Annotated in this window: 19 protein-coding genes; 9 read left to right on the top strand and 10 right to left on the bottom strand. The window is 42.9% G+C overall.

Features of this window, described 5'->3' with window-relative positions; genetic code table 11:
• The first annotated feature begins 88 nt into the window (after positions 1–88).
• From CMAQ_RS06255 to CMAQ_RS06245, 3 genes are all read left to right on the top strand, one after another.
• Positions 89–2,989 carry a glycoside hydrolase family 3 N-terminal domain-containing protein gene (locus tag CMAQ_RS06255; protein ID WP_012186263.1) on the top strand — a complete coding sequence of 967 codons (2,901 nt, stop codon included), beginning with the start codon at positions 89–91 and terminating at the stop codon, positions 2,987–2,989.
• Positions 2,990–3,118: 129 nt separating this feature from the next.
• Positions 3,119–3,982 carry an alpha/beta hydrolase gene (locus tag CMAQ_RS06250; RefSeq protein ID WP_012186262.1) on the top strand — a complete coding sequence of 288 codons (864 nt, stop codon included), beginning with the start codon at positions 3,119–3,121 and terminating at the stop codon, positions 3,980–3,982.
• Positions 3,983–4,228: 246 nt separating this feature from the next.
• Positions 4,229–5,614 (top strand): family 4 glycosyl hydrolase, encoded by a 1,386-nt coding sequence (locus CMAQ_RS06245; RefSeq protein WP_012186261.1) that lies wholly within the window; start codon positions 4,229–4,231, stop codon positions 5,612–5,614.
• Between the two features lie 209 nt (positions 5,615–5,823).
• Here CMAQ_RS06245 and CMAQ_RS06240 read toward each other — a convergent pair whose 3' ends face one another.
• The gene (locus CMAQ_RS06240) at positions 5,824–6,732 is read right to left on the bottom strand and encodes a glycosyltransferase family 2 protein (protein ID WP_012186260.1); all 909 of its coding nucleotides are present in this window, start codon (positions 6,730–6,732) and stop codon (positions 5,824–5,826) included.
• 589 nt (positions 6,733–7,321) lie between these two features.
• On the bottom strand, positions 7,322–8,470 hold the full coding sequence (locus CMAQ_RS06230) for a glycosyltransferase (RefSeq protein WP_048062716.1): 1,149 nt from the start codon (positions 8,468–8,470) through the stop codon (positions 7,322–7,324).
• Positions 8,471–9,071: 601 nt separating this feature from the next.
• Here CMAQ_RS06230 and CMAQ_RS06225 point away from each other — a divergent pair.
• Entirely contained in the window at positions 9,072–9,443 is a 372-nt protein-coding gene (locus tag CMAQ_RS06225) for a hypothetical protein (protein WP_012186258.1), read from the top strand.
• Between the two features lie 4 nt (positions 9,444–9,447).
• Here CMAQ_RS06225 and CMAQ_RS06220 read toward each other — a convergent pair whose 3' ends face one another.
• A complete protein-coding gene (locus tag CMAQ_RS06220; RefSeq protein ID WP_012186257.1) occupies positions 9,448–10,203 on the bottom strand; it encodes an ABC transporter permease in 756 nt (251 codons plus the stop codon).
• Positions 10,172–11,089 (bottom strand): ABC transporter ATP-binding protein, encoded by a 918-nt coding sequence (locus CMAQ_RS06215; protein ID WP_012186256.1) that lies wholly within the window; start codon positions 11,087–11,089, stop codon positions 10,172–10,174. The genes CMAQ_RS06220 and CMAQ_RS06215 overlap by 32 nt, the downstream gene beginning before the upstream one ends.
• Before the next feature lie 131 nt (positions 11,090–11,220).
• On the opposite strand from CMAQ_RS06215, the gene CMAQ_RS06210 reads away from it, so the two are divergent.
• On the top strand, positions 11,221–11,994 hold the full coding sequence (locus tag CMAQ_RS06210; protein WP_012186255.1) for a nicotinamide mononucleotide deamidase-related protein: 774 nt from the start codon (positions 11,221–11,223) through the stop codon (positions 11,992–11,994).
• Here the strand turns inward: CMAQ_RS06210 and CMAQ_RS06205 are convergent.
• The 4 genes from CMAQ_RS06205 to CMAQ_RS06190 all read right to left on the bottom strand — a co-directional run bounded on the left by CMAQ_RS06205 (position 11,991) and on the right by CMAQ_RS06190 (position 16,179).
• A complete protein-coding gene (locus CMAQ_RS06205; RefSeq protein ID WP_012186254.1) occupies positions 11,991–13,265 on the bottom strand; it encodes an NRAMP family divalent metal transporter in 1,275 nt (424 codons plus the stop codon). The two genes, CMAQ_RS06210 and CMAQ_RS06205, sit on opposite strands and share 4 nt — an antisense overlap.
• 55 nt (positions 13,266–13,320) lie before the next feature.
• The gene (locus tag CMAQ_RS06200) at positions 13,321–13,971 is read right to left on the bottom strand and encodes a hypothetical protein (RefSeq protein ID WP_012186253.1); all 651 of its coding nucleotides are present in this window, start codon (positions 13,969–13,971) and stop codon (positions 13,321–13,323) included.
• Positions 13,972–14,556, bottom strand: a complete 585-nt coding sequence (locus CMAQ_RS06195; protein WP_012186252.1) for a TATA-box-binding protein — start codon at positions 14,554–14,556, stop codon at positions 13,972–13,974.
• A 72-nt stretch (positions 14,557–14,628) separates the two neighbouring features.
• The gene (locus tag CMAQ_RS06190) at positions 14,629–16,179 is read right to left on the bottom strand and encodes a hypothetical protein (RefSeq protein ID WP_012186251.1); all 1,551 of its coding nucleotides are present in this window, start codon (positions 16,177–16,179) and stop codon (positions 14,629–14,631) included.
• A gap of 223 nt (positions 16,180–16,402) precedes the next feature.
• Between CMAQ_RS06190 and CMAQ_RS06185 the strand changes: the two genes are divergently transcribed.
• The 4 genes from CMAQ_RS06185 to CMAQ_RS06170 all read left to right on the top strand — a co-directional run bounded on the left by CMAQ_RS06185 (position 16,403) and on the right by CMAQ_RS06170 (position 20,870).
• Positions 16,403–17,962, top strand: coding sequence for a type II/IV secretion system ATPase subunit (locus CMAQ_RS06185; RefSeq protein WP_012186250.1), 1,560 nt, complete (start codon positions 16,403–16,405; stop codon positions 17,960–17,962).
• Between the two features lie 32 nt (positions 17,963–17,994).
• Positions 17,995–18,561 carry a GMP synthase subunit A gene (locus CMAQ_RS06180; protein ID WP_012186249.1) on the top strand — a complete coding sequence of 189 codons (567 nt, stop codon included), beginning with the start codon at positions 17,995–17,997 and terminating at the stop codon, positions 18,559–18,561.
• A gap of 98 nt (positions 18,562–18,659) precedes the next feature.
• Positions 18,660–19,793, top strand: a complete 1,134-nt coding sequence (locus CMAQ_RS06175; RefSeq protein ID WP_012186248.1) for a GMP synthase (glutamine-hydrolyzing) — start codon at positions 18,660–18,662, stop codon at positions 19,791–19,793.
• A gap of 366 nt (positions 19,794–20,159) precedes the next feature.
• Positions 20,160–20,870: a B3/B4 domain-containing protein gene (locus CMAQ_RS06170; RefSeq protein WP_012186247.1), complete on the top strand. Its 711-nt coding sequence runs from the start codon at positions 20,160–20,162 to the stop codon at positions 20,868–20,870.
• 17 nt (positions 20,871–20,887) lie between these two features.
• Here the strand turns inward: CMAQ_RS06170 and CMAQ_RS06165 are convergent, their stop codons facing one another.
• The gene (locus CMAQ_RS06165; RefSeq protein WP_012186246.1) at positions 20,888–21,673 is read right to left on the bottom strand and encodes a hypothetical protein; all 786 of its coding nucleotides are present in this window, start codon (positions 21,671–21,673) and stop codon (positions 20,888–20,890) included.
• 63 nt (positions 21,674–21,736) lie between these two features.
• Positions 21,737–23,086 carry an MFS transporter gene (locus CMAQ_RS06160; RefSeq protein ID WP_012186245.1) on the bottom strand — a complete coding sequence of 450 codons (1,350 nt, stop codon included), beginning with the start codon at positions 23,084–23,086 and terminating at the stop codon, positions 21,737–21,739.
• Between the last annotated feature and the right edge of the window lie 352 nt (positions 23,087–23,438).

Here is a 23,438-nt window from a genome sequence, read left to right as displayed (position 1 = left end):
ATTGAGGCTGAGGAATTACTATTAACCCTTACTTATTCATAACACGTATTACTTAAAAACTAGGGTTATCTAACTTAATGACTTAACTATGTCTAAGTCAAGTGACTTCATACCCAGTGGTGTTAAAAGAAGCGATATTTACCATGGTGGGTGGATTGATCATGATAAGGATGGTTTAATGGCCCCCTTCGAGGACCCCAGTAGGCCTATTGATGAGAGGGTTGAGGATCTCTTGAGGAGGATGAGTCTTGAGGAGAAGGTGGCTCAATTAAGGTCGGATCTAACTGATAGGTTGGATGTAGGTAACTTATCAGTGGTCCTTAGGGGTACTGAACCGACTGAGGGTGCTGTTAAGGCTAATGATATTCAGAGGAGGTTCCTTGAGGACACTAGGCTTGGTGTACCGGCTATTATTCACGATGAGTGCCTCCACGGATGCATGGCTAAGCACTCAACAGTCTTCCCCCAAGCCATAGCGCTGGCTGCGGCCTGGGACGTGGACTTAATGTATAGGGTTGCTAAGGCTATTGCAAGGGAGACTAGGGCCAGGGGTATTAGGCAATGCCTATCACCCGTGGTTAACCTAACCTTCGATGCTAGGGCTGGTAGGACTGAGGAGACTTATGGTGAAGACCCCTACTTAGCCTCACAGTTAGCCTACGCCTACGTTAAGGCGCTTAGGGAGGAGGGTATTGTGGCTACCCCTAAGCACTACATAATGAACTTCGTTGGTGATGGTGGTAGGGACAGCGCTGAAATACACATGAGTGAGAGGTTCATTAGGGAGACTGAGTTACCGGTTTTCAGAGCGGCCATTAAGGCTGGGGCATTATCATTAATGGCTGCCTACAACTCCATAGACGGGGTACCATGCTCAATGAACAAGTACTGGCTAACGGAGGTACTTAGATGGGAATTGGGGTTCGAGGGCTTCGTGGTGTCTGACTACGGTTCAGTCACCGGTATAGTTAATAGGCACTACATAACCGATAACCCGGAGGAGGTTGCTAAACTAGCCCTTGAGGCTGGCCTAGATGTTGAATTCCCAGGATTCTCAATATACGGTGAACCACTGGTTAGGGCTATTAGGAGGGGGTTGATTAGCGAGGAGGCGCTTAATGAGGCTGTTAGGAGGGTTTTGAGGGCTAAATTCCTAATAGGCCTATTCGACTCACCTTACGTTGACCCCGAGGAAGCTAAGGTTATTGGCTCAGAGGAGCATAGGCGGTTAGCCCTTGAGGCCGCTGAGAAGGCTATTGTACTGCTTAAGAATGATGGTGTACTGCCTATTGATAAGTCTAGGGTTAAGGCAATAGCCCTAATAGGCCCCTTCGCGGATGAGGTTAAGTTAGGTGGCTATAGTGCAATACCTAAGAGTGTAATAACACCCCTTGAAGCCTTTAAGGCCAGGGGCATTAATGTGATTCACGCTAAGGGATGCATAGGGGATATGGATGCTGACCACCCAATACCAACAAGGTACCTTACACCAATGGGTGAGCCTAATAGACACGGCTTGAGGGGTGAGTACTTCAATAACCCTAACCTTGAGGGTGAGCCTATTGGCGTTAGGATTGATGCACCGTGGGAGGGATTCTTCAGACTTGACATAGGCTACGACCCACCATACCAGGGCCTTGACCCAGGAAGATACTCCATTAGGTGGATTGGTTACATTACCCCACCCGTATCAGGCACGTATGAGTTTAAGGTTTACGCCGCTGGCGGTGGATTTAGGCTTACTGTTGATGGTAAGACAATTGTGGATTCATGGGGTGTGGCCAGTAATTCACCTAAGAGTGGTTCAATTAGGCTTGAGGGTGGGAGGCAGTATGAGATTAGGCTTGAGTACGGTAGGTTGAACTACGGTTACGCCTACATTAAGCTTGGCTGGGATTTAATCGAGGACTCAATGATTAAGGAGGCTGTTGACGCCGCTTCGAAGGCTGATGCAGTGGTTGTGTTTGCAGGCATTATTGAGGGTGAACAGAGGGATAGGGCATCATTAAGGTTACCCAAGTGCCAGGAGAGGCTTATTGAGGAGGTGCTTAAGGTTAATAAGAACGTTGCAGTGGTTTTAACCACTGGAAGCCCAGTCGTCGGTGAATGGATTAATAATGTCCCAGCCCTGGTTGAGGCCTGGTACCCTGGTGAAATGGGCGGGGAGGCTATTGCCCAAGTGCTTTTAGGTGAATATAACCCGGGTGGTAAATTACCTTTAACCTGGCCTATTCACGAGGGCCAGGAACCATTATACTACTTCACTAAGCCCAGTGGTAGGGTTTATGATTACGTTAACATGCCTCCAACACCACTATTCCCGTTCGGACACGGGCTAAGCTACACTCAATTCAAGTACAGTGACCTCAAGGTGAGCGTTAATGAGGATGATGGAGTGGTTTCAGTATCACTTAACGTTGAGAATATAGGTAAGTATGAGGGTGATGAAGTTGTTCAACTATACGTTAGGGATAGGTACTCAAGTATAGCTAGACCATTAATGATGCTTAAGGGCTTTAGGAGAATAACGCTTAAGCCCGGTGAGAAGACTGTAGTTGAATTCAAGTTAACCTTAGATGACTTAGCAATGTATGATGCAGGGTTCAGGCGTATTGTGGAGCCTGGAGCATACCAGGTCCTTGTTGGTTCATCATCAATGGACATTAGGCTAATGGGTGAATTCAAGTTAACTCAACTGGTTAAGGGTATTGTGAGCGTGACGAGTGTTAATGCTGATAAGGTCAATGTTAAGGCTGGTGAATCAATTAGGGTTAAGGCCACGTTAAGAAATGAAGGTAAAGTAGGTGACCTAGTACCCATTACGCTTAAGGTTAATGGTAGGGTGATTGAGGAGCATAGAGTGTACTTGGATCCAGGTGAGGAGAGGATAGTGAACTTCACGGTGAAGCTACATGAGGCAGGGAAGCAGGTGGTTTCAGTGGCAGTGCCCGAGGGGGAGAAGTCAGTAACCATAGATGTAACCCAATAGATTATTCACTGAATGTGATTGAATTAACTTAAATCATGTTATTAATTAACCCTATAAGGTGACTTAACTTACAAATGCCTTAACCTGAATAAATACAATACTTATAAGTGAACCGTGGTTAAGCGCACTATGAGAATTGAGGTTATTAGGCTTAGGGATGATAGACCAGTTACATTAACATCATACATCCTTGATACATCCCCTGAAATATCTTGGGGAAGGAGACCGGCAATCATTATTTGCCCTGGGGGAGGATTCGTACGCACATCTGATAGGGAAGCTGAACCCGTGGCCTCAATATTCCTTTCAAGGGGTTACCACGCCTTCGTATTAAGGTACTCCACTGAAAGCATGGGTGTTAGCAAAGTGTACCCTGACGTGGTTATTGAATTAGCCAACGCCGTGGTGAGCATTAGGCGTAATGCGGATAAGTGGAATATAGACCCCGGTAGGATTGCAATAATAGGATTCTCAGCTGGAGGAACCGTGGCGGCTTTATACAGTGTTAATTGGCATAGGGATTGGTTAAGTAAGCTGGTTAATGCCCCTAAGGATACCCTTAAACCATCAGCGGTAATACTGGCCTACCCTGTTGTGGACTTCGCGGTAATGAATGAGGTAACTAAGAATAATAGAAACACCCCAGCCGCGGGGGTGTTATTTAAAATGATGTCTCTAGCCTTAGGCTCAGGTAAATTCACTGAGGATGATTTAAGGGAATTAAGCGCAACATACCATGTTGATGAGAATACTCCCCCAACATTCATATGGACTACTGCGGATGATGATGTAGTTCCCGTGGAGAGCATAATAAGTTACGTTAACGCATTAGCCAGAAATAAGGTGCCCTTTGAATTCCACGTCTTTGAAAAGGGAGTTCACGGACTCTCACTGGCTGATAAAACCACTGCCTCAAATCCCCAGCATGTTAATCCCCCTGTGGCTAAGTGGATTGAATTAGCATTAAGCTGGCTGGAGAGGCACATTGAGTAATTAAGGCTACCAGTATTATGTCTAGGCGCATTAACCCTCATCCCCATTATAAAAACACTAAGTAATACTCAACTCAGATGAGCCAATAAACCATAACTCAATGAATAACCTTCACTTATAGTTATATTACATCTAACCCCAGGTTTACTCATTTTAATGCATATCAATATTATTATCCTTAAACATGTTCAGTATCGTAAGTGTTCTACTACATGCTTATTTAAGGGCACCTGTAACGCAGTAACTATGAGCGAACAAATTAAGAACATAAAGATTTGTATAATAGGTGGAGGCAGTCATACGTTTATAGCAAGTATACTTAGGGATATTGCATTAACAAAGAGTATTCATGGAATCACACTAACCCTAATGGATATTGATGAACATAGATTAGCTAGAAGCTACATGCTGGCCAGGAAGTATTTCGATGAACTTAAGGTACCCATTAATCTAGAAAGAACCACTGATACTAAGGCTTGTATTGAAGGCGCCTCCTTCGTAATTAACCTAGCCTTCGCAATAGGTTACGATCACTGGGGCATTCAGGTTGAGGCTGCTGAGAGGCATGGGTACTATAGGGGTATTGATGCAACTGAGTGGAATATGGTGTGCTGCTACCCATCATTAACCGGGTTTAAGCAGTATAATGTGGCGTTGAAAATAGCAGGCATAATGGATGAGATTAATAGGGATGCTTGGTTAATTCAAGTCTCCAACCCAGTTCTCGAAACAACAACTTTAGTACATAGGCAGTATCCTAAGCTTAAAATTATTGGTTACTGCCATGGAGCGCCCGGCGGTGTTAGATTATTGGTTGAGAAGGCGTTGAAACTTGATATGAGGAGGATTGAGTGGCAGGCGGTTGGCTTAAATCACGTGGTGTTTCTAACTAGGTTTAAGTATAATGGTGAAGACGCCTACCACTTGATTGATGAGTGGATTGAGAAGAAGGCTGAGGAATTCTGGGCTAGTTACGTGCCTGGCCCATGGGAAGAGACCTTGAGTAGGGCTGCTGTGGACATGTATAGACTCTACGGCCTATACCCACTTGGTGACACGGCTAGGAGTGGGACGTGGAAGTACCATAGGGATCTTAAAACCAAGATATATTGGTATGGACCCATTGGTGGTGTTGATTCTGAGGTAGGGTGGGGGATTAGGATGCTTAGGAATCAGGAGGCTGAGGCTAAGTTGGAGAATGCTGCATTCAACCCAAGCATTAAGGCCACTGAGGCTTATCCACCGGTTAAGAGTGGTGAGCAGATTATTGATTTCATAGATAGTGTTGTTAATAACGTTGAGAGGAGAATGATACTAAACATACCCAATAATGGCGTATTACCTAGACTACCAAGCGACGCCATAGTTGAGGCGCCGGTGTACGTTAAGGGTGAGGTAATTAGGCCTGAGGCCATTGAGAATGTACCAAATAAAATGTACTCATACGTATGGTACCCTAGAATAGCCGTCACTGAGAGGGCACTTGAAGCCTACTTAGCTGGTAGCAAGGAGTTACTTATTGAAGCATTGATGTTCGACCCAAGGACCAAGAGCACTGAACAGGCGAGGGAGGTTATTGATGAAATACTGAACCTACCGTTTAACGAGGATATGAAGAAGCACTATAAGTGACTGCTACAAGGAACATATCCATTCATAAGCTAAGTTAATAACCCTAATCCACATATCCCATTGTATCAAATGCAACTAGAATTACAGCAACCAGGTAGCCTCCATGATGACAATGCTCTAGCTCAATGGAACCTATTTACATGTATTATCGAATTAACTCTATCTAAGTGAACCTATGCTTAAGATTAAGAGGCAGGAATCCCTAGAGTTTAAGGGATTTTTAATCCCCTTGAATTAAGTTTACTACAGTTGAATGTTAAGGTTCCCTTTATTTTCGCATACCTGTAGAGTATTCTGAACCACGTCTCCTTAACGCCCCTGGTTAAACCATATTTAGCCACCATGCTAGGTAACCTTAGTAGTGGTGCTAGTAATCTAAGTGAATCATTTAAGGGATTTACTGATTGGACTATGCCGTATCTTGAAGCTAATTTAAGGTACTTTATGTCGACGTTGATGTCACCAAGTCCACTCAGCTTCACTGGATCATGCTGGAAGGCCCCAATTAAGCCTATTACTATACCGTAACCAGCGCACTGAATAGCCCTCCAAATCCATGCATCCTCGTAGAGATGCAATTCAGGGGGTATTGCACCGAACCTGCCTTCAATTGCGCTTAAGGCGTCTCTTCTAATGGCGAAGTCATTAGTCCTACCCCTCTCCAATGCATTAATCAACACTGCCTGTATGTTAACGTTACTGGTGCTTAGTGAGTTTAAGTCATTTACATCATATGTTAAACCATAGTATAATCCAATCCTTTCATCTGATAATGAATCAGTAACAGCACTCCACCACCCATTCATGAGTATTACATCATCATCAAGTTGAATAAGCATGCCTTCAATGAAGTTTCTTAGGAATAAGTCAAAGGCTGTTTGCCTACCAATTGCCCTAGTGGCCCTACCACCATGTGTGTTTGATCTTGATGCAAGAAGCTCCTTATTATTCTCATTAGCAAATGATTTAACAACATTAAGCGTCTTATCATTATCACTATCATCAATAAGTATAATTGCCTTATAAGGTATTTGAAGCGTCGATAATAACATTAACCTGAATACATCACCCTTCAACGCCCCATTCCTAGTAATTATGGATAAGACTACTGAGGACATTCACTGAGACTAATGAAGATGCTTAATAAGGCTAACTACTTACTATCGCGGTACAAACAATAAGCCTACACAAGGAAACTACAAAATTTTCACTAGTAAAGAAGAGATAAAAGATAACATTAGGATTAAAGCAGCACAATCTCCATTATCTCTCTATTCTTCCTCGTCCTGCCTTTACGTGCGTAACCAGATGGAGGTGGATTAGAGATGCCGATTAAACATGGGAGGAGATGTAATTGTTGATAGTATGACATTAACTGTGAAGCTCCCTCATTCTCTGTCTGTTGCGTAGGTGGTTGATTACATGGAGGAGTTTGAATAGGCCTCTTGGAGGTGGTGATTAATGGTTTATTAGCATTTATTAGGCCTAGTCCCCATGTTACATGTTTCGGTTCTACTGTGTTGAAACGAAGTGGTACACCTCTATTGGTGGTGTTTTCCTTGGTATGATGGATAAATGGACTAAGCATTGTAATAAAATTATGTCTTCACTTTTATTTAAGTTTTTCCACATTAATCTACATTACCTAGGCTCAGGTTGATGCAGGGACTAACCTAGAGACTTAGAGGGTAATGAAATTATCCTACTTTAATTACCTAATTCATCCAGGAATCTGCATACCTTATTTTTAAAGACATTATATGAGAATTCCTCAGCCCTCCTCATTACTATCTCGGAGAGCTTACCGTATTCACTATCACTGGTTAATACGCCCTCAGCAGCATCAATAGCTTCACTTAGGTTACTGTAACCATACCCATACTTACCGTAAAACACTATGTCATGCCATGGTCCACCTGACTTGGGTACTATGGGTACTGAGCCAGCCGCCATGGCCTCAACCACAACTATGCCGAAGGGTTCACCCCACTTGGCTTGCACGAAGACCTTGGATTTACCGAGTATTGAGTAAACCTTGCTTAAAGGTGAATTAAGTATTAAGGTAACCCTATCATGTACATTAAGCCTCTTAGCTAGGTTAATTAACCTAAGCGCATATAGTCTACTGGCTGCATCGGAGGCTGAACCCATGATGTATAGCTTAGCATCAATCCCCCTCTCCTTAAGTCCTTGAATAAGCCTAATGGCGAATTCATGACCCTTAGCGGCGCCGAGCCTACCCAGGGAGACTACGGCATTCTCCCTAATGCTACTCCTGAACTTCGCCACAAGCCCAGTATCCACTGGTGGGTGAAGTACCCTTGGCCTAATGCCAATTGTCTTATAGGCCACGTATGATGTGAATGCACTATTAGCTAATAGTAGCTTAGCCTCCCTAATTAGCCTATAGCTACTTCTAAGCGCCGTTATTGCATTAATGAACATCCTATGGGGTTTAGATAAGGGTACGTAAATCTTAACCCTATCAATTAACCCATGCATGTAGAATATGAGTCCACTATGCTTAATTAATTCATTTATGGTTAATGAACCTAGAGCCAAGTCATCAATGTAAACTGCATCATAATCATTAACTAAACCATAAAGCTTACTGGATCCAATAATTGAATTAACCACATCACACAATGGGTTAATGCAAGTGAGGTGTGGGGGAGTAATAATGTTGACGCCGCTTAAATGCACTCCATGCATCTCAGTCACCTCAAGGGGATTCAATGACCTATTAGTCAATATGGTCACAGAATGCCCACACTCTGTTAAGGCTTTAGCTAACATTGTGTAAATCCTCTGGATACCGCCAATACCGCCTATGGACCAGTAAATTAAAACCCGCATCAGCATATTGAATCTAAATGAGTATTAAAGTGTTCCATTGGGGAAGCTTCATGATTAGTAATTAATCAGGGAAGCGGAGAGTTTATTTAAATATGGATATGGAGCAAATAGGCTTTAATATTAAGCCATAAACATGTTAATAATAGCAATAATCCTTAGTATGGTGCATATTATTCATGCTTCTTCAAATACCATTTACACCCCCTTCAGCCTACTTGGAATCTATGCTGTAGTGGTTTTCAGATTGGTGACCCCGGCATAAAAATTGATTCTTAAGTAAGGATGCTCCATAAAAGGGTAATATCCAAGACTCCGGCGGAATCCCTTCATCCTAAGGAGTAGGGAAGAGGTCAGGATTAGGTGCTTAAGGAGGTTAATCGTTCCTTGGACTTGAAGTGTAGGTTACTGAGCCATCTAGTACTACGCTGAGGGTGATAATAGACTAAGCAGGTGATTTTAAGGCCTTACTGTAAGACCCCATGAAGCCCATAATGCTATTAATGCGTATTTAAAGTGAATTAGTTTATTCACCATGGGTTAGGCTCCTTCATTAACGTGGCTATAACTTCATGTTTAAAAAGGGTCGCCTTAGTGTTCATTAATGCTTAAGCCCAATGTATTATTGGCTGTGGTTAGGGTGATTGAGACAGCTATGGTGGTTGCGGTAATGTACCTGTATGGTATTAATGCGTTAGCCCTCCCATATGTGATAATACCGATACTAATGTTCATAATGGCCGTAATATTTGCACTTGTTAAGTTAATCTACGTTATAGTTAATATTGAACCCATGCTTGCTCAGAGGATTATGCTATTAACGTTAATTGTGGATTTATTCATTAACATTTACCTAGTGTACCTAAGTATGGTTGCCTTTAGTTTAACGTTCATAATGATGTTCTACATGCTCTTCTTCATAAACATCTCAATAAACCTAGTCCTAATAGCCCTCTACACTAAGATACTGCGTTAAACCTTCAGTAAACGCTCCTCCACCTGGATTTACGTAATGCAAGTATTGTGAAAACCACGGTCTCGGCTAACAGTAGGATTACGCTTAACCTAATTAGCATCTGTGGGTAATTAACCCTTAGTATAATGTACTGAAGCACCGTGGATACTATGCTGACTGGGGATACTAGGGCGATGTATGGTGTGGGTAGTAGGTAGGCTGGGTAGAAGACTGGGGGTAGTGTACCCAGTAGGAAGCCTAATATGCCTGATAGGGACCAACCGTACCTAACATCATTCATTAACGTGGATAAGGTGAAGCCAAGCATGCTTGCCGCAACCCACTCAAGGGCCAGTATTGGGATTACTAGGAGGTATAGGGATGCGGGTATATGCATGATTAATTGCATCAGTATAATGAATACCGCTAGGCCTGGTAGGGCGTAGGTTAATTCAGATAGGGCTAAACCAAGGGTGTAGGATATTGGGTTAAGCCTAGTGTTTATTAGCATTGACTGGTACTTTAACTCAAGCCTCAGGTAAGTGGCGTCACCTATTATTGTGAATCCGCCACTTGAGCTAACAGCCATGGCTAATCCACCCAGTAGTCCAAAGCTCATGTAATGTACCCCACCGAATATCGTCATTATTATTACAATGGATAATGGACTCAGTAGGGAGGAGACTAACCAGAACGGCTCCCTAACAACAGCTAACCATCCGTAGAACCAGGCGAAGACTAATACTGACCTAATCTGAATCCAAATCTCCTGAAGATTCATCTTCATACCACCCTCCAATTAACCTAATTACAACGTCCTCAAGGGTCTTCCTCCTCATTAATGCCTTCCCACCCATTCTAGCGCACTCACTGGCTATTAATGATGAATCCTCACTCGTGTCGACGTATACCAAGTACCTGTTATTTAACTTAACGTAACTGTAACCCTCGAATATTGGCTTACTGATACCGTAAACCTCAACAACGTACTCACCGTTAACTTTATTTAATAATTCACTAACAGTACCCCTACTCACCACTACCCCATTGTTCATTATGAAGACTTCATCACTCAGGAACTCAGCCTCCTCGATGTAATGCGTAGTCAATATTACTGTTGAATTACCCTTAAGCCTAGCCAATGCATCCCAAACACTCCTCCTACTGAACACGTCAAGGCCGGTGGTTGGTTCATCCATGAAAACCAACTCAGCATTACTGGCGAGAGCCATGGCTACTAAGGCCCTTCGCTTATAGCCGCCGGATAGGTTATTCATTATCTTGTTCCTAACATTCCATAGGTCAAGTTCCTCAAGGGCCCTCCTGGCCTCAACCTTAGCATCATTTATTGAGAAACCCCTGAAGACTAGGTAGGAGAAGACTAATTCATACGGTGTCACGAAGTATATTGGCTTAGCCTCCTGGGGTATTGAGGCTATCCTAGGCCTAACCCTCTCAGGGTTCCTTAAGGCATCCTCCCCAAGTATGGTTAACTTACCTGTAGTGGGTTCAAGCTCAGTGGTAAGTATCCTAACTAGAGTCGTCTTACCGGCACCATTAGGGCCTAGTAAGGTGACTACCTTCCCTCGATTAACGCTTAAGTCAATGTTCCTTAAGGCCCACTTAACACCATCATATGTCTTACCTAATCCCTCAGCCTTAATCACTATTCCATGAGAATCAAGGCTTACTCCACCTGTAGTTAATAAGGGTTTCGCGTTCGTGGACTACCTCAATTAAGGTTACTTAATTATTGCATGAGGAATCTTTAATACCAGCCTCTTAGCCTTCAGAATCTATGAGGGCTTACGTAATAACCATAGGTAATGAGATACTTAAGGGTAGGACAATAAACACTAATGCAGCCCACATTGGTAGAGTACTCACCTACGCGGGTTATGATGTTATTAGAATGGTTGTTGTACCGGATGAAATTGATGAAATAGTGTGGGCCTTCAGGGATGGTTTAAGTAGGGCTGATTTAATAGTGTCAACAGGGGGCCTTGGACCAACCTTCGATGATAAGACAGTTGAGGCCTTAGCTAAGGCCCTTAACCTGGAGCTTGAGTTAAACCAGGAGGCCTTCAGTATGGTTAAGAGTAAGTATGATAGGCTTGGGGTTGAGTTAACTAAGGAGAGGATTAAGATGGCTTACATGCCTAAGGGAGCTAAGCCACTGCCTAACCCAGTGGGTACAGCCCCAGGTGTCTACATTGAGTACGCTGGGAAGAGGATCCTTACCTTACCAGGTGTACCCGCTGAAATGGAGGCTATCCTTGATGAGGCTCTCCCGCAATTAAGGGTTCCAGGTAGGTATTATTACGAGGAGTCAGTGGTGGTGAGGGGTATTATGGAGAGTGCCCTGGCACCAGTGGTTAATGAAGTCATGAGGCTTAACGCAGGTTTAGTCTACGTGAAGAGTCACCCTAAGGGTATTGAGATTGATAAACCCGTGGTGGAGGTTGAGGTATCAGCCTCAGGCAGTAGTGAGGAGGAGGTTAGGGGTAGGGTTAAGGAGGCTATTAGGCAATTGGTGAGTAGGGCTAAGTCCATTAACCCCCAATGCTGTTAAAAGGTTAACACAGCCGCGTAAATACCAAGCACTAGTATTATTACTGTGATTACGTATAATGCCAGTGCCCTAAACCTACCTATTGCGTAAGAGCCCACTAGCCCACGGTCTGAGGTTAACCTTATTAGTAGTATTAATGGTACTGAGAGTGCTATTGAATTAAAAATCATTATGTCAATTATCGTGCTAGCTAAGTTACTTGACAATAGAACCAGTAGTGCAGCTGGAATAACCTCAATGAGGTAGAATAAGTAGAAGACCTTGGCGTCCCTAAGCCTATGCCTAAAACCACTGGGTCTACCCAGGTACTCACCTAACCCGTAGGCGAAGCCCATGCTTATCACGAATACTGCTAAGGTTGCTGCCGCAATCAACCCAATTGACGCTGTGTAGAACCAGTAATTACCCATTACCACCCTTATTGACTTCAAGGCGCTTAGGAAACCATCAACGGAACCACCCTTAACCCTAAGCCCATAACCAATTAAGACACCTGCAACCATCAGTGATTCACTGACCACAGCACCCACAGCGGTCTCAAATCTCTCATGAGTGTAGTGACTGGGTTTAAGACCCTTATCCACTATGGCGGATGACTGGTAGTACAGCATCCAAGGCATTACTGCCGCCCCTATGTTGGCTGCTAATAGGCTGACGTAACTAGTGTCAGTGTATGAGATCGGGTTAAGCATAAGCCCAGTGGATTCGTATAGGGTTGTGGGGTTAAGGCCTATGACTATGAATGCGGCTAGATAAACTAGAATCAGTGTTGATAGTAGTAGGAGTATATTCTCAATTCTCCTATATGATCCATTGAAGAGTATTATGATTGTGTGTAGGGTTAATATGAGTAGTATTGATGCTACGACGGGTATGCCTAGGGCTAAGCCAACAGCAGCCACTGAGGCGTATTCACCTAAGTATGCTGCACCATCAATAAGCATCATGAGTAGAAGCGAGGATAAGGCAACCCCCTTACCGTACTTATCCTTAATAATCTCCCCAATACCCCTACCACTACCTAAGGCTAACCTAATGGTTAATTCCTGAATGAAGTAGAGCGGTATGGTTAGTAGTATTAACCATGGTATCATTAGGTAGCTTAAGTAGTAGCCACTTTGCATTGCGGTTAATAGGCTTGGTGCATCAACATCAGCAAGCATCACTAACCAACCTGGACCCAGAATACTCCTAATTAACCCCCCGGCACCCCTCAGTTTTTTCGCTAATTTATTAGATGCAGCTAACACTAGCTCAGTCCCGGAGGGCACGCTAATAAAGCTTACTTAACGATACTTAAGCCTAATTAAACCACATTAAGGTAACTTAACTTATTGACGCATCCACTGAAACATCAATACTCCTGCAGTTTAAGGCGCAGTCAATTGGACTTGAGCACTCGCAATTCACCTTACCGCCACTGCATAGTACTCTATTAATCTCGATGAATCTAATGGCAGTATCAACATCGTCGAAGACCACGTTCCTGACATTATCCATAGGTATACTGTAGATTAAGTGTTCATCAACACTACCGTGAGTAGGAATGTATAGGTTAATTACCCTGGAATTCCTAAGGAGCATGTGAAGTATTGGTGACGCCTCATCCCTAATGGGCTCCACGTAGAATTCACCATCAATGTACTCGTGAACCACCACGTAGGTGTTGGGCTGCACAATATACGACACATTACTATGGCTCAGGGAAACGCTAAGGGCCTTAAGGATCACTGGTGATTGATTACTCAGTCTAATCAACACCCACTCAGATCCCTTTACCAACTTATTAATGCGAAACCACTTGCTTGAATCCAAGTACCCGGTAATAGTGAGGAGTATGCTCTTCCCCTTAACCACTGGGTAGGCTTCATCAGTCTCAGTATCATTAACCGTATATAATACGTTATGGCCAGGTACCCTACTGAAGGCATCCCTCCAATTTAATGCTACGTAGGTGTTTCCTTTAATGCACATCATTTACGTTTCCTCATATGCTGATTCCTCCTCAATAACATAGAGGGCGTTAATCTCCTTTAACTTATCGTAAAGCTTACGTACAGCCACAGCTACATCAGCCTCCTTCTTAGCTCCCGTGCAAACTATCTTACCTGAACTGAACACTAATATGACTACCTTAGGGTCACTCATCCTATATATTAATCCTGGGAACTGCTCAGGCTCATACATTGAGTTCTCAAGTAGTAACGCAGCCTTCTCAATATTAACCTCAGCGTGTAAATTACCTGAGGCAACAATGTTCTGAACCTGAATATCTGAATCATTCTGAATCTGTGCACCACGCTGGTTGAGGGTCTTAACAAGGTACTTAACAGCCCTCTTCAACTCATCCTCACTCTTAGCCCCTGTGCAAACCATTTTACCCGTCCTGAATATTAAGGCCGATATCTTAGGCCTCTGGAACCTAAGTATTAAGCCGGGGAATTGATCCGGGTTATACTCTGCCGCAGGTAGGACTTCCGCAAGCCTCTCTAGATCTAGGTCAACACCCAGGTTCACTGTGGCCACTATGTTCTCAATCCTGTATACAGGTTCCTTCGGCATCCTAATCCTTTAAAAGCTTTTTAAGCTCCTTAAAAAGCTTTCCTCCAAAAACACGAAACCCAAATGTAAGCCTTATCCACCAGGGCTTAGGTGATTCACAGTGTTTAAGCTGGATTTAACAATATACTTAAGCAACACTGTGAAAAGGCTTCTAATCCTCCCAGACACAGTCAGTGATACTGCTAGGTATGTTGCAGTCGTTAAAATAGCGCCAATTGCGATCCTAATTAATTCACCAATAGCCCCCTTAATGGGTGGGTATTTAGTAAGCATTAATGTTGACTCCAAGTAGGTTACTAATGCCGCTAATAACGCTGGTGCAATTATGTCTAGGATTATTGACTTAACCGGTACCTTAAGCCTACGCCTAGACTCAAGGTGAATAAACCTATACATTAGGCTAATTAGTGTTGCTAATATTGACGCCAACAATACACCACTTATCACTGGTGATGGTAACTTAACCACCTCCGCCAGGAGTATTAATGGGTATATTGAGGCTATGTAGACTACCGTTAGTATGAATTCAGCGAAGTGCGCATGGAAGACTAAGCTACCTACATATGTTTTAAACGTTACTTCACCATTGAAGTCCACCCTATCTATCCCCTGCATTATCCAGGAGTAGTATTGATTAATTATTGAGGTTATGCTTGAAACCGTAAGCAGTATAACTGGTATCCTGAGGTATTGTATGAATGAGTAGTCCTGGGGCCTAAGGAAGTAGACAATGTATGGTTCATAGAATACTAGGAAGAGGGCAACCATAATGGTTATGTTGAGTAGTATGAGTAGGTCAATGTAGAACCTCCTCTCAAGATCCTTACCACTCAGTAATTCACCGTATGTGACGTTAATTATGCTTCCTGCTAATCCAAGTGCCTTACCTTGAACATTAAGTACCTGCCACATTGCATTATCCAAGATGCCGCCCACGTACCCTATTATCATTGAGTCCATGCTCCTCAAATTCCCTGCACCGTAACCAATCAAAGGTACCCATGATGCAGCAACAGTTTCCCTAAAGTACCTACCCAGTGACCCGATCCTACTAAGTCTCGTTAACACTGTCGTTAAACCGTAGACTGCTGCCGATAGGGTTATTACTATTGATGATACTAGGACGGAGAATAGGCTCCATCCACTGTACATTATGTAGATTATTAAGAGTAGTTTAATTATTGAAGTAACTAAACTCACCCCCTGAAGCCTAACCCTATCAACAACAGTTAGCACACTGGTTACGTAACCCTGCAGATAACTGGCGAAGGTTGACGCCATTGTTAAGTAAGCTACCTCAACGTATATTTGCCTAAACCTCCAGGAGACTCCAGTAACATAGAGTAAGGCTATTATTGAACCCAGTATACCTGACAATAAGTATAGCGTCATCATGTATACGCTTGGTTTACCATCCCTAGCAGTGACCCTGGTGGCCATGAATGATACTATGGTCTGAATTATGAGACCCATTATAATAGCACCATTAACAACATTAAGCACACCCAGGGAGAATGTTGCAAGTTTCCTAGTAACAAGCAGTGAGAAGACTAGGTTAGCTAGCAGTGATACTACGGACGATAATACCGCAAGTAACCTAACTCTAACGCCTTCCCCGGGCATTTCAAATTCATGGGCTTGGCTTAAGCTTAGTTAATAAAATTATTCCCTAATAACTCCGAACCAACGCTAAGTGATTAGCCTGCCTTAGAAACAGACTTGAATCACCCTTTAAAGGCATTGAATAAACGCTAAATGCTCTTAAGCACTGGGGTTTACCCAGCTGTGGATTCTAGGGTAATAGTAGTAAAATATTAATACTCCTATATGGAGTATTAGGTGCAGTATGTCTAGCATTAGCTTAGGATTTGAGAGAATGATTGATGTTAAGGGTCAGTATAGGTTGATTGAAAGGTACCCTGTTAATGAGCCTTACGCCTACGTTAACATAATGGAGAACACTGAGACTGGTTCAATAATGTACTACGTTGATGAGGTCGCCTTAACCACAAGTGAGAAGAGGGTTTACGGTAATTTACTAAGGATAATAATGAGTGAATTACCCCCACCTGAACAGATAGGTGACGTTAATTCAGTTAGGCAGTTTTTAGCTAATAAGGTTAGGGAATTGATACGTAAGTACAGGAGGTATCTTAGACTATCCCCCAATGCTCAATCAACCCTAGCCTACTACCTTGAACGTGATCTACTGGGCTTTGGCCCAATTGACCCCCTCATGAGGGATGAGAATATTGAGGATATTTCAGCTGATGGGGTTGGGAAGCCGATATACGTTTACCATAAGGATTACGAAAGCATACCAACAAACATAGTCCCCCTTAGTGATGAGGCTATTGATGACTTAGTCGTTAAGTTGATACATATGGCTGATAGGCATGTATCAGTCGCAACACCAATAGTTGATGCCCAGCTTCCCGACGGCTCAAGGATTGCGGTAACCTATAGGCGTGAGGTCTCACCCAGTGGCTCAACTTTCACCATAAGGAAGTTTAGGTCAAACCCATTCACCTTCACTGAATTGGTCACTAATGGTATGATTAGCCCCGATATAGCTGGCTACTTCTGGACGATGATGGATTACCATAAGTCATTCATGGTGATAGGAGTAACCGGTGCCGGTAAGACAACGTTCCTGAACGCAATGGCAACCTTCATTAGGCCTAACATGAAGATAATAACTGTTGAGGAGGTACCCGAAGTTAAGTTACCTCACCAGAATTGGATTAGGCTAGTTCCAAGGCTCTCCTTCGGTCCCCAGAAGACCTCTGAAATAACCATGTTTGACTTGGTTAAGGCAACCTTAAGGATGAGGCCTGACTACCTAATAGTGGGTGAGGTTAGGGGTGAGGAGGCCTATGTGCTTTTCCAAGCAGTCTCAACAGGCCACGGTGGCATATCAACAATGCACGCTGAGAACTTTGATGCAGCCAAGAATAGGTTGATGAGTCCGCCAATGAATATACCCGCAGCCTACATACCCTCAATGAATATCTTCGTAATGATTAGGAGGATAAGGATGATTAAGGATGGTCGTGAAAGAGTCGTGAGGAGGGTTATTGAGATAGGTGAACCCGTACTGGATAATGGGGATGTTAAGTTCATAACAGTGTTCAAGTGGAATCCAGTACTGGATAGGCATGAATCATACCTAGATAGAAGTGTTTTAGTCAGGGATATTGCGGAGGAGAGGGGTGTTAGGCCAAGTGATGTTATTGAGGATATTAAGACCAGGGCATCCATAGTTAGGTGGATGGTTGATAACGGTATTAAGGACTTCGATAAAGTGGCGAGAATGGTGGAGTTATACTATAATAGGCCTGAGCAAGTGTTATCAATGGTTAGGGAGAAGGCAACTGCACAGCCCATTGCCCCAGCTCAGCGTTAAGTTTAAATCCTAATTTATTGCGTTAACATTAAATGGGTGTAATAGGTGTTGTTAATTTCGGCGGCCAATATAATCATTTGATTAAACGTAGGTTAGAGGACTTAGGCTTTCAAGCCAAGTTCATTAACCCCAATGAACCAGTACAAGTACTTTCAAGGGAACTCAACTGCCTAATAATCAGTGGTGGGTCATGGAACATTCCAGCGGACATACCTAAGTTAGGTAATGCGCCTCAATACGCCTTAGAATTCCCAGGGCCGATTTTAGGCATATGTCTAGGTCATCAATTAATTGCATATGAGTTCGGCGGCATCCTAGGTAATAAAACACCTGAATTCGGGGGTGTTAGGATACGTATCGATAATGAAGACACAATACTAAGAGGAATAGGGGCAGAGTTCACTGCCTGGGAAAGCCATAATATAAGTGTTGATAAGGAGCCAAATGGCTTCACAGTGCTTGCCCACAGTGATTTAGTTAGGGTTCAAGCCATGGCTAATCCAAGGATAGGTAGATACAGTGTTCAATTCCACCCGGAGGTTAAACACACTGAGTTCGGTGACATTATTCTAAGGAACTTCGCTGAATTATGTTCTTAGGTGTTGCTCCTTAATTATTATTGTGTTTATTTAAATAAATTAAGAAAATACCGGGTACTTTAACGCAATGTTTAAATCACGGTAAGCAAAGTAGGCTTATGTTCACCCCCGAGGAATTCATAAGAACCATTACAGGAGAGGTACGGAAACTTGAGGTTAAGTGCGCCGTCGCCGCGGTGAGCGGCGGTGTGGATAGCACCACCAGTGCCGTGGTTGCTAGATTAGCCCTTGGTGATAGGTTAATACCAGTGTTGTTTGATACAGGATTCATGAGGCTTAATGAAACCAGTGAAATAATTAACAGTTTAACTGAATTACTACCTATTAGGCTTATTGATGTTAAGGATGAGTTCTATAGGGCAATGATTAATTTAAGTGATGCCGAGGAGAAGAGGCTTACCTTCAGGAACGTTTTCTACAATGCATTATCAAGGGTGGTTAAGGATAATGACTGTGACTGGGTTGTACAGGGAACAATAGCCCCTGATTGGATTGAAACCACAGGGGGCATTAAGACTCAACATAATGTACTTGCCCAATTGGGTATTGAGACCGATAAGGTTTACGGATTCAAGCTACTGGAGCCTCTGAAGGATCTTTATAAGGATCAAGTGAGGGCACTTGCAAGATACTTGAAGATACCCAGTGCAATAACTGAGAGGCAGCCCTTCCCTGGCCCTGGCTTAAGCATAAGGGCTGTGGGTAAGTTAACCATGGAGAAGCTTGAGGTCACCAGGTGGTCAACCAGGGTTGTTGAGGAGGGGCTTAGTGGCTTAGGTTTAAGTCAATGGTTTGCAGCCGTCTGGGAGGATGATAGGGTTACTGATGAAGAGTTAAGCAGTGTGATTAGGGGAATGGGTGAGAACTTAACGGTTGACGTGTTCAGCGTTAAGGGTACTGGAGTTAAAGGTGATTCAAGGGAATACGGTAGAGTGGTGTTGGTTAGGGGTAAGTTAAGTAACTGGAGTAATGCCTTTACCCTATACAGTAAATTAACCTACGGCACCAACGTAACCCACGTGATTTATGAATTAGCCAGGAGGAGGCCTAGCGGTGGATACTTCGTTGCAGTAAGGGCTGTGGTAACTGATGACTACATGACGGCTAATGTACCTACACTTAATGAGCAATTATTAAGGAATATAGCTAATGAATTAATGAGAAGTGAATTAATTAGCGCCGTAGGAATTGATGTAACCCCAAAACCACCAGCAACAATAGAATTTGAGTAAGCAATATTAATTAATAATTCATTAACACTTCTATGGTCTGAATCTAGTTAGGGAGGGATATTGGTGAATTCGCAGTATTAATTAAGTGATAATGGGAGGCATATGCTAATTAAAGTGATTGCAATAACACAAATGCATTATTAACGGAGGAATAAAATACTATTCATTAATAAATTAATTGAGCCTAGTCACTGGCATAAATTAGGGTGAAGTCATTTAAGATTTAAGGATTGATTAAAGGGTAGGAAGTATGCTAAACTGAGCCAGCTAAGTTACATAATGGGTAGACCTTATAGATATAAGTGACCATTACTGGAGTCATTAGTTTTTGAGGAAGACTTTTAAGCCATGGGAAGTAATACTAGTATGCGCATATTCATACATAGTTCACTCAGTGACCTAGAGCTTTCAATGGCCGTTGGTGTAGTGGTGGGTATTAATAATAGGGTTAATTCCCCTGAGTTAAGTAAGATCATTAGTGATGTTGAGGATGATGTGAGGAAGACAATGAGCATTGAGTCACTTAAGAATGATGAATTAATAAGACTCTACAGGAACTTCTACTGGAGGCTTGGCATAGACCCCACTAAGCAGAGGCCTGCCCAGGAGGCGTTGATTAGGAGGATACTTAAGGGTGATGGCTTACCGAGGATTAACCCACTGGTTGATATAGGTAATGTAGCCAGCGTTAAATATAAGGTCCCGGTTGGTTTATATGACTTAAGGAAGATTGGGCAGGTTGACTACATTGTTTTAAGGAGAGCTGCTGACGGTGAATTATTCACACCCCTTGGGTCCCCTAAAATGGAGTTAACTAGGAATCAAATAGTGTTGGCGACTAATGACGGTAGGATACTCCACGTCTACCCCTATAGGGATTCAGAGTTAACTAAGGTTGATGAATTCACAAGCGATGTATTAATAATAGTTGCCGGCATAAGAAACGTTAACGATAATGTACTCTTCAGCGCATTATCTGAAATTGAAGCCTTATGCGAAACACTGCTCAATGGCAAGGTCCTAACCCATGGTTTAGTTAACAACAATAGGTCACTGGACTTCAGCATTAAGATTTAACGCATTCCTCACCTAATTCACTTTCTAGACCACCTGTATAGGATAACACCACCCCATATTAAGGCTCCAGCTAAGGCAAGGGGAATGACTATGAATATTAATGAAAGGTAATTAACAGTAACTGTGCCGCTTGGGGCGCTTCCCTTAGTAGCAATATTAACAATGATTAATGCGTTACCACTCACTATTTTATACGGCCATATTAGAATTGATTGATTACTAGTGATTACAGTGAAGCTTGTGTAATTACCTATGAATAATGATTCATTAACTCTTGTTACATTAACCCAAGTAAGTGAACCAGGCGTATATGTTCCCACTGCTGCGTTAGCAACCTTGAAGAAAGCGTTAACAGCTGTTACAGTTACTTTACTATGGGTTGCTGCACCTATGATTAGAGCCTTCATCGTATTATTTACGGGTAAAGACACAGTGAGAACACTTGCTGGTGATGTAGCGAGAAATGAGAGTGCTAGGAATCCTACCTCCAGTATAATGATTACCCCTATTATTATCATGAGTACTCCCACTATTAATGCAATGATTTTACCAATTGATTTACCTGAACCCGCTCCACCACTACTCATGCTTAAACCCCCACCTGCACTGTCTTTTAGTGGTAATGATGTGGTATACTCATGGATAATACTATTCAAGTCAACACTGTCTAATGGACCAATGTAGTGCCAAGTCCTACCATGCTTAACGTAGACGTACTCCCTATCCCCAAGTCTCTTAACCACCACGGTACCTTCCCTACCACACTTGGGGCAGGTTCCTCTACCAATTGACCTAGTGCTCACGGTTTAAGCTTAACTCCACGTGCTTTAAAGTGGTAAACGTGTAGTAAGATGGCTATTTTCTACTCAACTTTGTTTACTCATTATGTTATCTAAGGTGCTTATTGGTATTCCCTTGGTTTCAATACCGTAAATGAACCATGTCACTGCGGCGGCAGCCCCGATTGCGTATAGTATTAGGTTAGTGAGCAGGTACTGGTATGTGCTTAATATGTTTAATAGGTAGTAGGTTAACACTACGTATATTCCCCATGCTATTAACCTAATCACACCAATCCAGGTTCCCCTAACCCTAGTTGGGAATAATTCAGGCTCAAGCACAGTTCTAACAGCCCATTCGAATTCACTGAAGACCATGTTGAGGAAGAGTAGAGTGTAGAATACTGGTAGTGATGCCTTTAATGGTGTATTGGAGGCTGCGTATATTAGGAATATGGGTACCATGGTTACTAAGCCCCCTAGGTAAGCGAAGAGTGTGAATGGTCTCCTACCCACCTTATCCATTATTAAACCCACTAAGCCAGCTATTGAGGCGCCTAGGTTAGCCAACAGTATCACCAGTGCCTGTAGATTGTAATTGTTACTGAAGGGTAATGATGGTAGGTAAATTATTGTGTACGCCATTAAGCCATAGGTGGTTATTTGAGTGAAGCCTATTATTGAGAGGAATAATGCCCTATACCAAGCTGGTGGAGCCTTAAACTGCACCACCGAGTTACCTGAACTCAACGCGTATTCAAGACCCTCCCTCTTGGCAATCTCAACAGCCTCATTAACCCTACCCCTAGATTCAAGCCACCTCACTGATTCAGGTATACGTAACCTAACCAGTATAGTCAGGAAAACCACCACTAGGGCTGAACCAATCATGGCGTATATTGATGATACACTAGCGGAACCGGTGTAAACTAATGCGGCATAAAGCACTGCTGCAGCTAGGGCTGCACCAATATTATCGAAATTGGGCGTGAGCACAAGCATCATACCCCTACTGCCACTTGGCATAAGCTCCGAGATAGCGGCTAATGCTGGTGGCTCTTCACCACCAACGCCGAATTCAGCCAGGGCGTAGGATACCATTAAGATGATGAAGGCTATCAGAGGATTGATCACCTGCTTAACATAAAGTGATGCAGCCATCCCCAGTAATCCAATGGTGTAAAGGCTCATGGTGTATATGAATATTCTCTTCCTACCCACCCTATCCGTTAGGAAACCCATCACAGTGTCGCCTAGCATTACGAATATGTAGCCAAGTACCACTGAGACTGGTAGGAGCCACTTAGGTATGTAATCCTTGAAGTAGTCTATAGTCATTATTCCACTGGTTGATACAAAACCCCATATTAGGAAGCCTAGGGCGAAGCTCATGAATATTAAGTAATGCACCCTCCTTAATTCACTGCTCCTATTCATATCTTATTGGCTACCAATAAGTGGTTTATAAAGATTACGCAGTCAGCCGCAGCCTCCCTCTTCATCACTCAGCGAGGTTCTTAATCATCATATAGTAACGCATCCCGCTTTAAACATATTTAAAGAATACATCAGTCATTGCCCACAGGATCATGCTACAAAATAGGGAGTAAGCCTTCACCACTCATGATTACTTAAACCTTTACAACACTAAGTAAATCATACATATTCAGAACCGTACAGTATTGGCTTACTTAATAGGAATTGCGTATTGCTGTGGAACCTATAATCAAACGCATTGATGAAGTGGGGGATAAGTTGAAATCCTACGTAGTATGTTAAATTATTTAGA

This window comes from Caldivirga maquilingensis IC-167 (assembly GCF_000018305.1).
Taxonomy (GTDB): Archaea; Thermoproteota; Thermoprotei; order Thermoproteales; family Thermocladiaceae; genus Caldivirga; species Caldivirga maquilingensis.
Note: the sequence above shows the minus strand (reverse complement) of the source record. Positions and strands in the feature narration are given on the sequence as shown.